The sequence below is a fragment of the Enterobacter sp. BNK-34 genome (assembly GCF_048684445.1).
In the GTDB taxonomy this organism is placed as follows: domain Bacteria; phylum Pseudomonadota; class Gammaproteobacteria; order Enterobacterales; family Enterobacteriaceae; genus Enterobacter; species Enterobacter pseudoroggenkampii.
In genome coordinates this window covers 3,505,246-3,521,768 of record NZ_JBLQUA010000001.1, presented here as the reverse complement: position 1 = coordinate 3,521,768, position 16,523 = coordinate 3,505,246, and the positions used below count along the sequence as shown (strand labels likewise).

Here is a 16,523-nt window from a genome sequence, read left to right as displayed (position 1 = left end):
CCTGGGAAAAAACACCCATTATTTTCAGACTTATTTTTGCGCAACACTGCGCGTCTTTTTTAACTCAAGTCAGGTAATTTTGCGGCAGCGTTTTTCTCTATTCCAATAAGCGGCATTAAATTATCAACCGCGGAAGCATAATTAATTGCCGAACTCCAGCCATCATACTCAGCGATTATTTTCGCTGATGTGGCCTGCCAGACATCCTGCTCAACGCTGAGCAGATCGTTAATGCTCCGCTTGCTCAGGGTGTATTCATTTTTATAAACATCGCGGGCGCGCAGCGCATTTTCCAGCTGCTGCTTTCCGGCCTCCATTCTTCCCCGTGCACCGGCCCAGTCCGCCTGCGCGACGGAGGCTTTTTGCAGAACATCGAAACGCGCCTGATCGACCTGAGAGGAGGCCATGGCCCGTGCGCCTTCCGCCTGCCGAACGCGAGCGGAAACCGCGCCCCCCTGATACAGCGGAGCATCGATATTGAGCTGTATCTGGTCGTCCCAGTATGAACGGTTGTCCGATTCATAACGGGTGCGCCCCCCTTTCAGGCTTAACGTCGGCCAGTGCTGGGACTTCGCCGTTTCCACGCCATACTGAGCCGAACGTTCCATATTCTGCGCGGCCATCACAGCCGGTATTAACGAATAATCAATACGGTTGAGCGAATCTGGCTCAACCGCGAGGTTCGCAGGCACTGGCGAAAAGTTATCTGCCTGCATGCCGGTTAATACCGCAAGCCTTGCCCGGGCGCTGTTTAAGGCGGCGTGATACTGCGCGACCGTAGCCTGCATGCCGGCAATACGCGTGCGGGTCTGGAGCTCATCGGAGGTCGAACTCACGCCCGCGTCAGCGCGCAGCTTCGCCAGTTGCTCAACGTTTTTAAGCGCCAGGACATTCTCCTTTGCCGCCTGCAGCAGATCGGAATAGCGTTTGACCTCTACATAGCTCAGAGCCGTTTTTTCCGCCACGTCAGAGAGCGTGCCCATCAGCTGATAGCGGTAGCTATCACGCTGGGCGGAAGACTGGCTGATACTGTTATTGGTCTTACCAAAATCGTACAGCAACTGCGTCAGGCTCAGCCCCCAGGCGGCGGAATTCTTCAGCGACCCGCTGGAATCGGTGGTCTGGCTGTGCCCTGTACTCCCGTTCAGCGATATTTGTGGCATCCAGCCGCTGCGCGCTTCATCTATTTGTGCCTGGCCAATACCTAATTGCGCGGCCTGCTGACTAATTGATGGATCGCGATCGATAGCAAAAAGAATACTTTCTTTTAAGGTTGTGGTTGCCACCGGGGCAATTCCCAACTGACTACTATTGGCGTACGCCGTATTTATGGCTAATGAAATGAATGCCAGTGCTGCTGTAAATCGGCGTAACATAGGCTTTCGTAATATCGTCATGTTATCTCCCTGACTCTGAGTGATACTCAAGCAAATACCCAAAAAGAGGTACAGATAATTAGACAAATATCTTATTAAGCTACCATGCTGAATTTTAGGTAATAATCCCCATACCCATTTCCATTGGAGATGAGATCTGCCTGCGTCTTATTTCAATTAAGAATTTACTTATTTCTTAAACTGGTTAGCAGCATAACAAAATGTGGTATAGCCCACTACACCCACAATGTTAATGTGGTGTTACAAGTAAGAAAAAACATGGGGTTTCTGGACAAAACTCTAAAAGTCTCCTTTCAGATGAAACATATAAACCTCCTGTTATCTAAGGAAAATTCTTAATTCTTTCTGTGCACATTTTTGCGTTAATTTCATAGCGGGTCAGACACAAAGATTTTCAAAGAAATGTCAATTTAAGTAACCTAAGGGGTATATTTAAAATTAAAGCCTTTTAAAAAACTAATTAAAGCAATTAAAAACTGCATTATTTTAATTTAACAGCATTTAAAACCACACAATGGCAATACGTTGGTTACATAGCCCAAATCGTTAAATAAAACATAACAATAACATTGTGATTAACATTCAAAACGGCTTCCTTATACCTGCTTAATAAAATTTTAATAATCACCTATCTGAATCATCACACCGCTGTACATCGTCATGACCACAATCCCCTTCTCTCTGCGTCAAAATGCTGTATTATGCAAACTATTGCGACATTTTGCAGGAATGTACTCCCATGCACAAAACCGCTCGTCAACGCTACGTCCTGGATATCCTCAGCGAGCATGGCCAGGCCAGCATCACCGACCTGGCCGAAAAGCTGCAGGTTTCAGCCGATACTATCCGTCGGGATCTGACCGACCTGGAAAACCAGGGCCTTGCGCAGAAGAACCACGGCGGAGCCATCGCGCTCAACCTCTCCGCCATGAACCGTCAGGGCCGCAATACGCTGCTGCCAGAGACCAAACAGCGCCTGGGTAAACAGGTCGCACAGCGGGTTCCACCGGGTTCCACCCTGTTTCTGGATGCCGGAAGCACGGTGATGGCCGTCGCCACCTTTCTTCAGGGGCCGCTCACCGTCATTACCACATCGCTGGATATCGCCCAGCACTTTAGTGACCGGGAAGACGTTGAGCTGATCCTGCTCGGTGGAAAATGGGACCACAAGCAGCGCCTGTTTGCCGGCAGCGCCACGCTGTCTTTACTGTCCCGCTATCGGGCAGATATCGCCATCCTCGGGGCATGCGCCATTCATGCCGAACTGGGGTTGAGCGCCGGTAAAGAAGCGGATGCCGAGGTGAAACGCGCGATGCTCGACGCCAGCCATGCGCACTGGATTGTCGCGGATCACCTGAAAATTAACCGCTGCGAGCCGTATCTGGTATCCGGGTTATCCAGCATTCAACAACTCTTTTTAGATCGTCCCTGGCCTGAGCTTGGGGACCATAGCGCACTGCAGGTCACGGTGTGCGCGAATTAACGTGGAGAAGGTCATGAGTAACGTTCAAACAATCAACATTGCGCTGATCGGGTATGGATTTGTCGGTAAAACCTTCCATGCCCCGCTGATCCAGTCTGTGGACGGGATTAAGCTGGCAGTGGTCTCTTCTCGTGATGAAGAGAAGGTTAAACGCGATCTGCCGGACGTACAGGTGGTGGCGACACCGGAAGAGGCCATTCAGCATCCTGATATCGATCTGGTGGTGATTGCCTCCCCCAATGCCACGCACGCCCCGCTGGCGACGCTGGCCCTGAACTCGGGTAAACACGTGGTCGTGGATAAGCCTTTCACCCTCGACATGCAGGAAGCCCGCGACCTGATTGCGCTGGCGGACGAAAAGCAGCTGCTGCTCTCCGTCTTCCATAACCGCCGCTGGGACAGCGATTTCCTCGGCATTAAGCAGATTATTGAGCAAGGCACGCTCGGCAAGGTTAAACACCTGGAGTCGCATATTGACCGCTTCCGCCCGGAAGTGCGCGTGCGCTGGCGCGAGCAGAACGTCCCCGGGAGCGGCTTGTGGTTTGACCTGGGCCCACATCTTATCGACCAGACGCTACAGCTCTTTGGCCTGCCGCATTCCGTTCAGGGGAATATCGCGACGCTGCGCGACGGCGCAGAAATTAACGACTGGGCGCACGTGGTCTTAAACTACCCGGAGCATAAGGTGATTCTGCACGCCAGCATGCTGGTGGCTGGCGGTACGGCGCGCTTTACCGTCCACGGGGACAAAGGCAGCGTGGTGAAGGCCAGAATCGATCAGCAGGAAGCGCAGCTGCTCTCAGGGGTGATCCCGGGCAGTGAAACCTGGGGCGAAGACAGCGACAGTATGGTGTTCTTTGGGGCTGACGGTGCACCACAGACGCTCCCAACCCCGAAAGGCGATCAGCGCCAGTATTACATCAACGTACGTGATGCGTTACGCGGGAAAATCACCAACCCTGTCCACCCTGTTGAGGCACTGGCGGTCATGGCCGTGCTGGAAGCGGCGGTGAAGTCCTCGGAGACGGGGTCAACGCAGGCGCTGGCGTTAAGTGCCGAAGAGCGTGCTCTGTTGGGTTAAAAACAAGCCGGGTGGCGCTGCGCTTACCCGGCCTACGATTCAGAGCCGTTTGTAGGCCCGTGCAAGCGAAGCACCGCCGGGCGAGAAGACTACGAACGCTTTTTCGGCATCATGCGCAGAAGAGTATTATCTTTCCAGAAATAGTGATGCATCAGCGCCGCAGCCGCGTGCAGGCCAATCACAAAATAGCCCAGGTTTGCCAGCGTCTCGTGCCACGCCTTCAGCGTATCCACCAGATCAAAATTGGACTCCGCCGCATGCGGCATCGCCAGGCCAAAGGCAAACCAGTCGCTGCCCCGGTTGTACATCATCACAATCCCGATCAGCGGCAGCGCAATAAACAGCAGATACACCACCAGATGCCCCAGATGAGACATCCCCGTCACCATCGCTTTTGGCTTCGGCTGAATCGGGGGCGCGCGGAATTTCAGGCGAACCAGCAGACGCGTCACCATCAGCACCAGAATACCGATCCCGCATGACACGTGGATCATATTGATCGCGGGACGCGCGGTGCGCGGGAAGAAACCTTTGAACTCCATGGCGCAGTAGGCGACGATGATTAATAGAAACACCAGCCAGTGGATGCCGATTTGCAGGCTTGTATATTTAGTGCGCATGTGATTTCTCGATTAAAAACAGTTACCGCGCCAACATAATCCCCTTTCCTTAAAAATTCATTAACTTTTCTGTATGGTTTTTCAAATACTTCCTCCCGCATGAAGCATCTTCAATTGCCGCCCTGCCCGTGATGGTCTAAGCCTGGATGAGTTCAAACTGTCGCATCGACACGTTTACAGGAGAACACCATGAGTAAAATTGGCATTAACGGCTTTGGACGCATTGGGCGCCTTGTCCTGCGTCGCCTTCTTGAAACCCAGGACAGTAATACCGTCGTCGCCATCAACGACCTCACCTCCCCGAAAGTGCTGGCCTACCTGCTCAGGCATGATTCCAACTACGGTGGCTTCCCGTGGAGCGTGGATTTCACCGAGGATGCGCTGATTGTTGACGGTAAAACCATTGCGGTGTACGCCGAAAAAGAGGCGAAGCACATTCCGTGGAAAACCGCCGGTGTGGATATCGTCGTGGAGTGCACCGGCTTTTATACCTCTGAAGAGAAATCACGGGCGCACCTGGACGCCGGCGCGAAGAAAGTGCTGATCTCTGCCCCTGCGGGTGACATGAAAACCATCGTCTACAGCGTGAACGACGACACCATTGACGCTGGTGATACCATCATCTCCGTCGCCTCCTGCACCACCAACTGCCTCGCCCCGCTGGCCAAAGCCCTGAACGATGCGTTTGAAATAAAAGTGGGCACCATGACCACCATTCACGCCTATACCGGTACGCAGGCGCTGGTGGATGGCCCGCGCGGGAAAGATCTTCGCGCCTCGCGGGCGGCGGCAGAGAATATCATTCCGCATACCACCGGTGCCGCCAAAGCCATTGGTCTGGTGATCCCTGCGCTCAGCGGCAAACTGAAAGGCCACGCGCAGCGCGTGCCGGTTAAAACGGGTTCGGTAACCGAGCTGGTGGCCATTCTGGGCAAGAAAGTGACCGTTGAGGAGATCAACGCCGCGCTGAAAAAGGCGACGCAGGGCAATAAATCGTTCGGGTATACCGATGAAGAGATTGTCTCATCAGATGTGATTGGTTCACATTATGGTTCGGTGTTTGACGCCACGCAGACGGAGGTGTCAGAAGCGGGAGAGCTGCAGCTGGTGAAAGCCGTCGCGTGGTATGACAACGAATATGGTTTTGTGACGCAGCTGGTGCGGACGCTGGATAAGTTTGCGGCGCTGTGATTTTTCCCCTCACCCTAACCCTCTCCCCAATGGGGCGAGGGAATTGTTCCGTGCTCAGCTGATTTTTCGCGCCACCTTCAGGACCGGATCCTGCTGCAGCTGTCTCCATGCGGCGGTGACGGCCTCAGGGAATTCAACGTGGGCGATAAAATCCCGCCCGGCCGGGCCATAGCCGTTGGCGTCATCATACAGGCGCGGCAGTTCCCCCATAACCAGTGAAAGATAGCGGTCAACGGGCCACAGTCCGGTGTTGCTCTCACTGAACTCCACGCCCTCTTTACCGTTTTGCAGCGTCGGCGTAAACCCGGGATGGCTGACCCACTGCGGCGAAACGGGCTCATCCCGACAAACGCGGGCAAACGTCGCCATCGTGCGGCGCTGCATCGTGGGATCCTGCACCACCACCACCCGCCCGGTCGTTCGATGGTGCTGCTTCAGCATGTTCCAGCTAAAACGCGCATTCTCACCGCAGTTGGTGGATTGATCTTCAACCCACAGATGCGCCTCGGGGATCTGCCAGAACGCCCGCGCAATGTCGGCGAGAATGCTGGCTTCCGCCCGCCCTTCGACTTGTAAGGTGTGATAACGCGGATGACTGCCGATAGCTGAATATAAAAACGCGGTTGAATGACCAATACCGCCGCTAATCAGGAGCGGGATGTTTCTCTGCGCGGCAATTCGACAGGCCGCCTCAATGGTCGGGATCACCGCGTTCCCTGCCAGGATCACCGCATCGACGTCCAGGTGCTGGCGGCTGCCGCTCAGGTCGTCCTGCGCCAGCCATTCACCAACAGTATTAATGGCCGCCAGCGTGGCATCCGCCAGGATGGGAAAATGGGTCTGTTCCATGATGAACTCCTTCTCTGTATCCCTTCAGGGTAGCGACTTCAGGTTCTCAACACAACGGCGACATCGGGCCGCTCTTTTTCCTTAAAATCCCCTTCACCATTTGATTAACATGCGTAAATCATATTCACTTGAATTATCATTTGCGGCAGACGTAGAATCGCTAGCCCGCTAATTATTCAATTATTTCTAAGGTAAACGACGTTATGCGCCTGCCCGAACGCGACCCTTATGCTCCTCGCGAGTGGCAGCCACATGAGAAACCCGCCCTGCTGGGTTCGCCCTCCACGCCCGAACACAGTACGCCAAAACGCATTGCCTACGGCGTCGTGGGCCTGCTGGTCTGCCTGACGGGGGCGCTGGGGAATGCGGTGGTGACCGCCAACCTGCAAAATTTGCAGGGGACCTTCGGGGCCTGGTCGACCGAAATCGCCTGGCTGCCCGCGGTCTACGTCATGACCAACATCTCTATCAACCTGCTGCTGGTCAAATTCCGCCAGCAGTACGGTCTGCGCGCCTTTACGGAAGGTTTTCTGGTGCTGTACGTGCTGGTGACCTTTTTCCACCTGTTCGTGAACGACCTCAGCTCGGCGCTAATGGTTCGCGCCGCGCACGGGATGGTGGCCGCCGCGCTCAGCTCGCTGGGGATTTACTATCAGATCCAGGCCTGGCCGGCGAAGCACCGCCTCAAGGCGCTGACCATCGGCATCACCGGATCGTCACTCGCCATCCCGCTGGCCCGCCTGTTTTCGACCGAACTGCTGCAGCTGGACGAGTGGCGCGGGCTCTATTTCTTCGAGCTGGGGCTGGCGCTGATCTCCCTGGCCTGCGTCATCGCCTTAAAACTGCCGCCGGGCGACCGGCGCAAGGTCTTTGAGAAAAAAGACTTCATCACCTTCTTTTTAATGGCCCCCGGTATGGCCCTGCTCTGCGCCGTGCTCTCCTTAGGCCGTCTTGACTGGTGGTTCGAAGCGCCGTGGATCGGCTGGTCGCTGGCGCTATCGCTGGTGCTGATTGTGGCTGCCATCGTCTTTGAACATAACCGTGCCAACCCGCTGCTGAACACCCGCTGGCTGTCGAGTGGCAGCATCGTTCGTCTGGGGCTGATTATGCTGCTGATCCGTATCGTGCTGGCAGAGCAAAACACCGGCGTCATCGGCTGGCTGCAGTACGTGGGATTACAGAATGAGCAGATGACCCACCTGGCGTGGTCCATTTTCGCCGGGATCGTCTGCGGGATCGTCACCAGCTGTCTCACCATCAAGCCGACGAAACTGGCGTGGCCAATCATCACCTCTCTGGCCCTGATGATTGTTGCCTCGCTGCTGGACAGCGAGTCCAACAACCTGACCCGGCCGGATCAGCTGATGCTGAGCCAGTTCCTGCTGGGCTTTGGCAGCGCCTTCTTCCTGGCGCCCGCCATGCTGGCCGCCATTGGCGGGGTGATCGCCGACCCGCTCAACCTGGTCAGCTTCTCGGTGATGTTTGGCATGAGCCAGAACCTCGGCGGTCTGCTGGGCTCCGCGATCCTCGGCACCTTCCAGACCTGGCGCGAGAAGTACCACTCCAGCCTGCTGGCGGACCAGCTCACCACGCTCAACCCGCTGGTCAACGAGCGAATTCAGCTTTATACCCAAATGTACAAGAGCCTGATTGGCGACAGCGCGCTGCTGGGAACCCAGGCGATAACGCAGCTGCAAACGGTGACCGCGCTGGAGGCGAATATTCTGGCTTATAACGATACTTATCTGCTGACGGCGAGCATCGCTGCCGCCACGCTGGTCTGGATTTTATGGCGCTTGCTGCGCCTGCGCATCACTGCCCGTCTGGCGCTGAAGAACGCCACCGGCAACAAATAATTAAAATATTTCTGGAGAGTTTATGAGTCAGCAGGATGCCGCCAAAGAGCAGGCCAACACCCGCAAAAATGTGCGCATTGTTTCCGTTTTCACCGCCGCTGCCATCGGTATTGTCGGCGTACTGGTGATCCTTTATGCGTGGCAGCTGCCGCCGTTCACCCGCCACGCGCAGTTTACCGATAACGCCTACGTGCGCGGCCAGACGACGTTTATCAGCCCCCAGGTGAATGGCTATATCACCGAGGTGAAGGTTCAGGACTTTGTGCAGGTAAAAAAAGGCGACCTGCTGCTGCAGATTGATGACCGCATCTATCGTCAGCGCGTGCATCAGGCCGAGGCACAGCTGGCGATGAAAATTGCCGCCCTCAATAACAACCTGCAGCAGCGTAAAAGCGCCGAAGCCGTCATCGCAAAAAATGACGCCGCGCTGAAAAACGCCCGCGCCCAGAGCCTGAAAACGCAGGCGGATTTAAAGCGGGTGAAAGAGCTGACGTCAGACGGCTCGCTCTCGATTCGCGAGCGCGACGCGGCGCTGGCCAGTGCCGCTCAGGGCAGCGCCGATATCGACCAGGCGAAAGCGGCGCTTGAGATGTCGCGTCAGGATCTGCAAACGGTGATTGTCAATCGCGGTGCGCTGGAGGCGGATGTTGAAAACGCAAAAGCGGCGCTGGAGCTGGCGCAGATTGACCTGCAAAACACCCGGATTGTGGCGCCGCGTGACGGTCAGCTCGGCCAGATCGCCGTGCGTCTCGGGGCGTATGTGACCGCCGGGACCCATCTCACCACCCTTGTGCCGCCTCAGCACTGGGTCATTGCCAATATTAAAGAGACCCAGCTCGCGGAGCTACGCGTCGGTCAGCCTGTCAAATTCACCGTCGATGCCCTGAACGACAAAGCGTATCAGGGCCGCGTGGAGAGCATTTCGCCTGCAACCGGGGTTGAATTCAGCGCCATCACGCCGGACAACGCCACCGGCAACTTTGTCAAAATAGCCCAGCGTATCCCGGTGCGCATCGAGGTGCTCGGCAAGCCAGAAGATTCCGCGCTGCTGCGTCCGGGTATGTCGGTACAGGTGACCATTGATACGCGGGAGGCGAAGAAATGATCCTTCGCCCGATAGCCGCGCTGGTGGCAGCGGTCATGCTGGCCGGATGCCAGTCCGTCGACGTCAAACCGGCGCAGCCGACGCTGCACATCCCCACCCAGTGGCGAGCTGACGCCGGCCCTGCCAGCCCGGCGGAGCAGCTCTGGTGGCGCAATTTCCATGACAACCATCTCAACCGCTATGTGGACCAGGCGCTGCAGAATAACGGCGACGTGCTGATCGCCCGCGAACGAATTAACGAGTATCAGGCGCGGGTCTTCGCGGCCGACGGTAGCCTGTTTCCTTCGCTTGACGCGGGCGTAACGGGGACGCGCGCCCGTTCGCAATCCGCCGCGACCGGGCTGCCGGTCTACGGCACGCTGTACAGAGGGAGCCTGACGGCGAGCTATGACGTTGATATCTGGGGCGTCAACCGCAGCACGGCCAATGCCGCCGAAGCCTCGCTGGAGGCGCAAAAAGCCGCCGCTGCCGCCGCGGATTTGACCGTCGCGTCTTCCGTTGCATCCGGCTATGTCACCCTGCTCTCGCTTGACGAACAGCTACGCGTGACGGAGTCAACGCTGAAATCGCGCGAAGAGGCATTTAACCTCGCGAAACGTCAGTTTGAGACGGGCTACAGCTCGCGTCTGGAGCTGATGCAGTCGGATTCCGAATTGCGCTCAACGCGGGCGCAGGTGCCCGTGCTGCAGCACCAGATTGCGCAGCAGGAGAATGCCCTGAGCCTGCTGCTGGGAAGCAATCCCGGCGCGGTGGCACGCAGCGAAAGCTTTACGGCGCTGACGCCGCTGACGCTGCCGTCGCAGCTGCCTTCTACGCTTCTGAATCGTCGACCGGATATCGTTCAGGCCGAACGCCAGCTGGTGGCGGCGGATGCCTCGCTCGCGGCGTCACGTGCCAGCCTGCTGCCGTCGATCAACCTGACCGCCACCGGATCGGTTCAGGATCGCACCCTTTCTGGCCTGCTGGACAACCCGCTTCAGCTCTGGAGCGTCGGGGGCAGTATTCTCGCCCCGCTGCTGAACCGCCAGGCGCTGAATGCGCAGGTGGATATTTCTCAGTCCCAGCGGAACCAGGCGCTGTACGCTTATGAAAAAACCGTGCGTAACGCGTTTGCCGAAGTGAACAACAGCCTTGATGCGATAAGTCGCTATCAGGAACAGCTGACGGAACTGCTTGCCCAGCAGGATGTGGCCCAGGAGACGCTGCGCATTGCGCAGAATCGCTATCGCAACGGTTATTCCTCCTATCTTGACGTGCTGGACGCGCAGCGCACGCTGTTCTCGGTTCAGACCAGCGTGGTGCAGGTGAAAAATAACCTGCTGCTGGCGCAGATTGATTTGTATAAAGCGCTGGGCGGCGGCTGGAAGAGTGCATGAACCCGGCTTGCGCGCTGATGCCCTCACCCCGCCCCTCTCCCACAGGGAGAGGGAGAAAAATCCAAGGAGTCAATCTATGCAACAACAATGGTCTGCAGTAGATAATTACATGATTTCTTCGCTTATCCCTGACGATGACGTACTTCATCAGGTACTGGAAAACAACAAGCGCGCCGGGCTACCTGAACACGACGTAGCGGCCAATCAGGGGCAGCTGCTGGCGCTGTTCGTGCGAATGACGCAGGCAAGACGCATTCTTGAGATCGGTACGCTGGGCGCCTATAGCTCAATCTGGATGGCGCGCGCCCTGCCGCCGGACGGAAAGCTGATTACGCTTGAGGCCGATCCCGCGCATGCCAGCGTTGCGCGCCAGAATATTCATCTCGCGGGGCTAAACGAACGTATTGAATTAATTGAAGGCCCGGCCCTGAGCTCGCTGGAGAATTTCGGTGACGTTCCACCGTTCGACCTGATCTTTATCGATGCCGATAAGCCAAACAATCCCGGCTATCTGGAGTGGGCGCTGCACTATTCCCGTCCCGGCACGGTAATCATTGGCGATAACGTGGTGCGCGACGGCGAGGTCATTAACGGGCAAAGCGACGACGCGCGCGTGCTGGGCGTGCGTCGGTTTATTGAGATGACTGGAGATAATCCGCGCTTAACCGCCACCGCGCTGCAAACGGTGGGGGTTAAGGGATGGGATGGGTTTACGCTGGCAATGGTGAACGGGTGAAAAAATGTGCGGGCTGATGCCCTCACCCCGGCCCTCTCCCACAGGGAGAGGGAGAAAACCGGGTTTTAACCGGAAATCTGCTCCATCGCCTGCAGAATACGCTTGTCCGAAATCGGATACGGCGTACCGAGCTGCTGGGCAAAGAAGCTGACGCGCAGCTCCTCAATCATCCAGCGGATCGCATGCACGTCTTCATCGTCGCGGCGCGCTGGCGGCAGCTTGTTGAGCCACTGCTGCCACGCCTGCTGCACGCTTTCCACTTTCAGCATCTGCGCGCGATCGCGGTGCGGGTCGATAGCCATTTTTTCCAGACGTTTTTCAATCGCCTGCAGATAGCGCAGCGTATCGCCCAGGCGCTTAAAGCCGTTGCCGGTGACAAAGCCGCGATAGACCAGCCCCGCCATCTGCGCCTTCACGTCCGAGAGCCCCAGCGCCATGGTCATATCCACGCGCCCCTTCAGGCGCTTGTTGATATTGAACACGGCGGTGAGGATCTGCTCGACCTGTTTGGCAATCTCCACCACGGTGTCGTTCAGCTCCGCGCGCACCTTTTCATGAAGCTGTGCAAAGCCCTCTTCCGTCCAGACCGGGCCGCCCGCCTCATGGATCAGCTTGTCCACGCCGCAGGAGATGCAGTCGTCAATCAGATCCAGCACCTTGCCGTACGGGTTAAAGTACAGCCCCAGCTTGGCTTTGTTCGGCAGCTTCTCGTGCAGATACTTGATCGGCGACGGGATGTTGAGCAGCAGCAGACGACGCAGCCCGCGCCACATCATCTGCTGCTGTTCCTGCGGGTTATCAAACAGTTTGATCGCCACGCTGTCGCGCTCGTCCACCAGCGCAGGCCAGGCTTTCACCTTATAGTTGCCGCGCTTCTGCTCGTAGCTTTCCGGAAGCTGACCAAAGCTCCAGATGTGCAGCCCGCTCTGCTCGATGCCGTCGTCCGCCACCGCAGAGAGCGTCTCCTGGACTTTGCCTTTCAGCGCCTCTTTCAGCTCGCTCAGGGAACGCCCTTCCAGCAGCTTTTTATTTTTATCGTCCACCACGCGGAAGCTGATTTTCAGGTGATCGGGCACCTGATCCCAGTTCCAGTCGTCGCGGTCGATGGTCGTTCCGGTCATACGGCGGAACTCACGCTCCAGCGCGTCCAGCAGCGGCAGCTCCAGCGGCGTGACGCGGCCCAAAAACGCTTCCGCGTAGTTTGGCGCAGGCACAAAGTTGCGGCGCACCGGTTTCGGCAGGGATTTGATCAGCGCAATCACCAGCTCGCGGCGCAGGCCGGGGATTTGCCACTCGAACCCGCTCTCATCCACCTGGTTTAACAGCGGCAGCGGAATGTGGACGGTCACGCCGTCCGCGTCTGCCCCCGGCTCAAACTGATAGGTCAGACGCAGCTTGAGGTTGCCCTGATGCCAGAAGTTCGGGTAGTCGAGTTTGCTGACCGACTCCGCGCCCTCTTTAATCAGCATGCTCTTTTCAAAGTTGAGCAGGTCCGGCGTCTCTTTGCTGGCCTTCTTCCACCAGCTGTCGAAGTGGCGGGCGGAAATCACATCGTGGCTGATGCGCTGGTCGTAAAACTCAAACAGCGCCTCATCGTCCACCAGAATGTCACGGCGGCGGGACTTGTGCTCCAGCTCCTCCACTTCGGCGCGCAGCTTCAGGTTTTCACGGAAGAAGGCGTGGCGCGTCTGCCAGTCGCCCTCCACCAGCGCGTGGCGGATAAACAGCTCGCGACTGAGCGCCGGATCGATCTGGCTGTAGTTGACCTTACGCGCGGCGACCACCGGCAGGCCGTAAACGGTCACTTTCTCGGTCGCCATCACCGCGCCCTGCGCGCGCTCCCAGTGCGGTTCACTGTACGAGCGCTTCAGCAGATGCTGCGCCACCGGCTCCACCCATTCCGGATCGATACGCGCGGCAATGCGTCCCCACAGGCGGCTGGTTTCCACCAGCTCCGCGACCATGGTCCATTTCGGCGGCTTCCTGAACAAGCCGGAACCGGGGAAGATTGAGAAACGGGCGTTACGCGCGCCGGTATACTCCTGCTTTTCGGCGTCCTTCATCCCAATGTGGGACAGCAGGCCGGTCAGCAGCGCGATATGAATTTCGCGGTACTCCGCCGGTTCGCTGTTGACCGGAATGCCCAGCTCTTTCACCACCTGGCGCAGCTGGGTGTAGATATCCTGCCACTCGCGCACGCGCAGGTAGTTGAGGAAATCCACTCGGCACTGGCGGCGGAACTGGTTTGAGGAGAGCGCTTTCTGCTGCTCGCCGAGATAGTTCCACAGGTTCACGAAGGCGAGGAAATCGGACTCTTTGTCGTGGAAGCGACGGTGCTTTTCGTCCGACGCCTGCTGTTTGTCCATCGGACGCTCGCGCGGGTCCTGAATGGAGAGCGCCGAGGTAATGATCATCGCCTCGCGCACGCAGCCGTGCTTTTGCGCTTCCAGCACCATACGGGCCAGGCGCGGATCCACCGGCAGCTGGCTGAGCTGGCGGCCCAGCGGCGTCAGCTTGTAGACCGTCGCCTGCTCGTCGGTGGTGATCGCTCCGAGCTCTTCCAGCAGACGTACGCCGTCCTGAATGTTGCGTTTGTCCGGCGCTTCGACGAACGGAAACGCCGCGATGTCGCCCAGCCCCAGGGCGGTCATCTGCAGGATAACGGACGCCAGGTTGGTGCGCAGAATTTCCGGGTCGGTGAATTCCGGACGCGACAGGAAATCGTCTTCGGAATAGAGACGAATACAGATCCCTTCCGACACGCGGCCGCAGCGGCCCTTACGCTGGTTAGCAGACGCCTGAGAAACGGGCTCAATCGGCAGCCGCTGGACCTTGGTGCGGTAACTGTAGCGGCTGATGCGCGCCGTACCCGGATCGATCACGTATTTAATGCCCGGTACGGTCAGCGAGGTTTCCGCCACGTTGGTCGCCAGGACGATGCGGCGTCCGCTGTGCGGCTGGAATACGCGGTTCTGTTCGCTATTGGACAGGCGGGCATACAGCGGCAGGATCTCGGTGTGGCGCAGGTCGCGCTTGCTGAGCGCATCGGCGGTATCGCGAATTTCACGCTCGCCGCTCATGAAGATCAGAATGTCGCCCGCGCTTTCGTTACCCAGCTCGTCGACGGCATCGAAGATGGCCTGCAGCTGGTCGCGCTCGGTATCGTCCGCCTCTTCCACAATCGGGCGATAGCGCACCTCGACCGGATAGGTACGACCAGAGACTTCGATAATCGGCGCATTGTTGAAGTGCTTCGAGAAGCGCTCCGGGTCGATGGTCGCGGAGGTGATGATAACTTTCAGATCCGGGCGACGCGGCAGCAGCTCTTTCAGGTAGCCGAGCAGGAAATCAATGTTCAGGCTACGCTCGTGCGCTTCGTCAATGATGATGGTGTCGTACTGCATCAGCAGGCGATCCTGCTGGATTTCCGCCAGCAGAATACCGTCGGTCATCAGCTTGACCATGGTGTTATCGCTAACGTGGTCGCTGAAGCGCACCTTGTAGCCGATGCAGCCGCCCGGCTCCGTCTGCAGCTCTTCGGCAATACGGTTGGCAACGGTGCGCGCCGCCAGACGACGCGGCTGGGTGTGGCCAATCAGGCCTTTGATCCCGCGGCCCAGCTCCATACAGATTTTCGGCAGCTGGGTGGTTTTCCCCGAACCGGTTTCCCCCGCGACAATCACCACCTGGTGGTCGCGTACGGCCTCGAGAATGTCCTGTTTCTTCTGGCTGACGGGCAGGTTTTCCGGGTAGGTAATCGCCGGACGTGCGGCTTCGCGCAGCACAACTTTCCCTGCAGCCTGTTCAATCTCTTTCGCCATCTCCTGGTAAATGGCCTGTTGTGCATCAGGATTTTTAACCTTCTTGACGCCGTGCAGACGGCGGGCGAAGCGCTGTTTGTCGCGCAGCGTCAGAGAATCAAGCTGTTGCAGGAGCATCGGGAAGGTGAATTTTTGTTGTTCTGTCATAGCGTTAAAGGGCAGTACACGCCCTGATAAACTCTCTTTTTAATGATTGCTATAGAGTACCACACTGACGCCTTTCGCGCCTTATTCAAAAAATTCGAACATAGGCTTCGATATATTGCGCTATCTCTGTGGCAGGATTGTGAATAGAGTGTCAACAAGCAACGGGGCAACCCCCTTCAATCAAATGCAACAACAGGAATCACCCATGAGCAAAGTATTAGTTTTGAAATCCAGTATTCTGGCAGGGTACTCTCAGTCTGGTCAGCTGTCTGATTACTTCGTTGAACAGTGGCGTGAACAGCATTCTGCTGACGAAATCACCGTGCGTGACCTGGCTGCAAACCCAATTCCTGTGCTGGACGGTGAGCTGGTTGGCGCGCTGCGCCCAAGCGATGCACCGCTGTCTCCGCGTCAGCAGGAAGCGCTGGCCCTGTCCGACGAACTGATTGCTGAGCTGCAGGCGCACGACGTTATCGTCATCAACGCCCCAATGTACAACTTCAACATCCCAACCCAGCTGAAGAACTACTTCGACCTGGTAGCACGCGCTGGCGTAACCTTCCGTTACACCGAGAACGGCCCGGAAGGTCTGGTGAAAGGTAAACGTGCGATCGTCCTGACCAGCCGTGGCGGCATCCATAAAGATACCCCAACCGACCTGGTTGCGCCGTACCTGAGCCTGTTCCTCGGCTTCATCGGCATCACTGACGTGAACTTCGTGTTCGCGGAAGGTATCGCTTACGGTCCGGAAGTGGCGACCAAAGCGCAAACCGACGCGAAAGCCGCCATCGACAGCCTGGTTGCAGCGTAAGACTTCACCCTCTCACCGCCCGGTGGGAGGGTTTTTCTTTTCCCCGCTTT

The 16,523-nt window shown here is 57.4% G+C and carries 12 protein-coding genes; 8 read left to right on the top strand and 4 right to left on the bottom strand.

Going from position 1 to position 16,523, the window contains the following annotated elements; genetic code table 11:
• Positions 1-59: 59 nt before the first annotated feature.
• Positions 60-1,397, bottom strand: coding sequence for a TolC family outer membrane protein (locus ACMGG5_RS17345; RefSeq protein ID WP_420278250.1), 1,338 nt, complete (start codon positions 1,395-1,397; stop codon positions 60-62).
• Between the two features lie 739 nt (positions 1,398-2,136).
• Between ACMGG5_RS17345 and ACMGG5_RS17340 the strand changes: the two genes are divergently transcribed.
• Both ACMGG5_RS17340 and ACMGG5_RS17335 read left to right on the top strand, forming a co-directional pair.
• A complete protein-coding gene (locus ACMGG5_RS17340) occupies positions 2,137-2,880 on the top strand; it encodes a DeoR/GlpR family DNA-binding transcription regulator (RefSeq protein ID WP_048990916.1) in 744 nt (247 codons plus the stop codon).
• 13 nt (positions 2,881-2,893) lie between these two features.
• A complete protein-coding gene (locus ACMGG5_RS17335; RefSeq protein ID WP_420278249.1) occupies positions 2,894-3,961 on the top strand; it encodes an oxidoreductase in 1,068 nt (355 codons plus the stop codon).
• 89 nt (positions 3,962-4,050) lie between these two features.
• Here ACMGG5_RS17335 and cybB read toward each other — a convergent pair whose 3' ends face one another.
• Positions 4,051-4,581 carry a cytochrome b561 gene (cybB, locus tag ACMGG5_RS17330; RefSeq protein WP_032647085.1) on the bottom strand — a complete coding sequence of 177 codons (531 nt, stop codon included), beginning with the start codon at positions 4,579-4,581 and terminating at the stop codon, positions 4,051-4,053.
• A 189-nt stretch (positions 4,582-4,770) separates the two neighbouring features.
• Between cybB and gap the strand changes: the two genes are divergently transcribed.
• Positions 4,771-5,772, top strand: coding sequence for a type I glyceraldehyde-3-phosphate dehydrogenase (gap, locus tag ACMGG5_RS17325; RefSeq protein WP_061715206.1), 1,002 nt, complete (start codon positions 4,771-4,773; stop codon positions 5,770-5,772).
• A 54-nt stretch (positions 5,773-5,826) separates the two neighbouring features.
• On the opposite strand, the gene ACMGG5_RS17320 is transcribed toward gap, so the two are convergent.
• A complete protein-coding gene (locus tag ACMGG5_RS17320; RefSeq protein WP_420278248.1) occupies positions 5,827-6,621 on the bottom strand; it encodes a YdcF family protein in 795 nt (264 codons plus the stop codon).
• 203 nt (positions 6,622-6,824) lie between these two features.
• Here ACMGG5_RS17320 and ACMGG5_RS17315 point away from each other — a divergent pair, with 203 nt between their 5' ends.
• The 4 genes from ACMGG5_RS17315 to ACMGG5_RS17300 all read left to right on the top strand — a co-directional run bounded on the left by ACMGG5_RS17315 (position 6,825) and on the right by ACMGG5_RS17300 (position 11,694).
• Complete coding sequence (locus ACMGG5_RS17315; protein ID WP_420278247.1) at positions 6,825-8,477, top strand: MFS transporter; 1,653 nt, start codon at positions 6,825-6,827, stop codon at positions 8,475-8,477.
• Positions 8,478-8,499: 22 nt separating this feature from the next.
• A complete protein-coding gene (locus ACMGG5_RS17310; RefSeq protein WP_267216507.1) occupies positions 8,500-9,582 on the top strand; it encodes an HlyD family secretion protein in 1,083 nt (360 codons plus the stop codon).
• Positions 9,579-10,958, top strand: a complete 1,380-nt coding sequence (locus ACMGG5_RS17305) for an efflux transporter outer membrane subunit (RefSeq protein WP_420278246.1) — start codon at positions 9,579-9,581, stop codon at positions 10,956-10,958. Before ACMGG5_RS17310 ends, ACMGG5_RS17305 begins: the two co-directional genes overlap by 4 nt.
• 76 nt (positions 10,959-11,034) lie before the next feature.
• On the top strand, positions 11,035-11,694 hold the full coding sequence (locus tag ACMGG5_RS17300; protein WP_420278245.1) for an O-methyltransferase: 660 nt from the start codon (positions 11,035-11,037) through the stop codon (positions 11,692-11,694).
• A gap of 65 nt (positions 11,695-11,759) precedes the next feature.
• Here the strand turns inward: ACMGG5_RS17300 and hrpA are convergent, their stop codons facing one another.
• Positions 11,760-15,662 (bottom strand): ATP-dependent RNA helicase HrpA, encoded by a 3,903-nt coding sequence (hrpA, locus tag ACMGG5_RS17295; protein WP_420278244.1) that lies wholly within the window; start codon positions 15,660-15,662, stop codon positions 11,760-11,762.
• 205 nt (positions 15,663-15,867) lie between these two features.
• Here hrpA and azoR point away from each other — a divergent pair, with 205 nt between their 5' ends.
• Positions 15,868-16,473, top strand: a complete 606-nt coding sequence (gene azoR, locus ACMGG5_RS17290; protein WP_008502313.1) for an FMN-dependent NADH-azoreductase — start codon at positions 15,868-15,870, stop codon at positions 16,471-16,473.
• Positions 16,474-16,523: the final 50 nt, after the last annotated feature.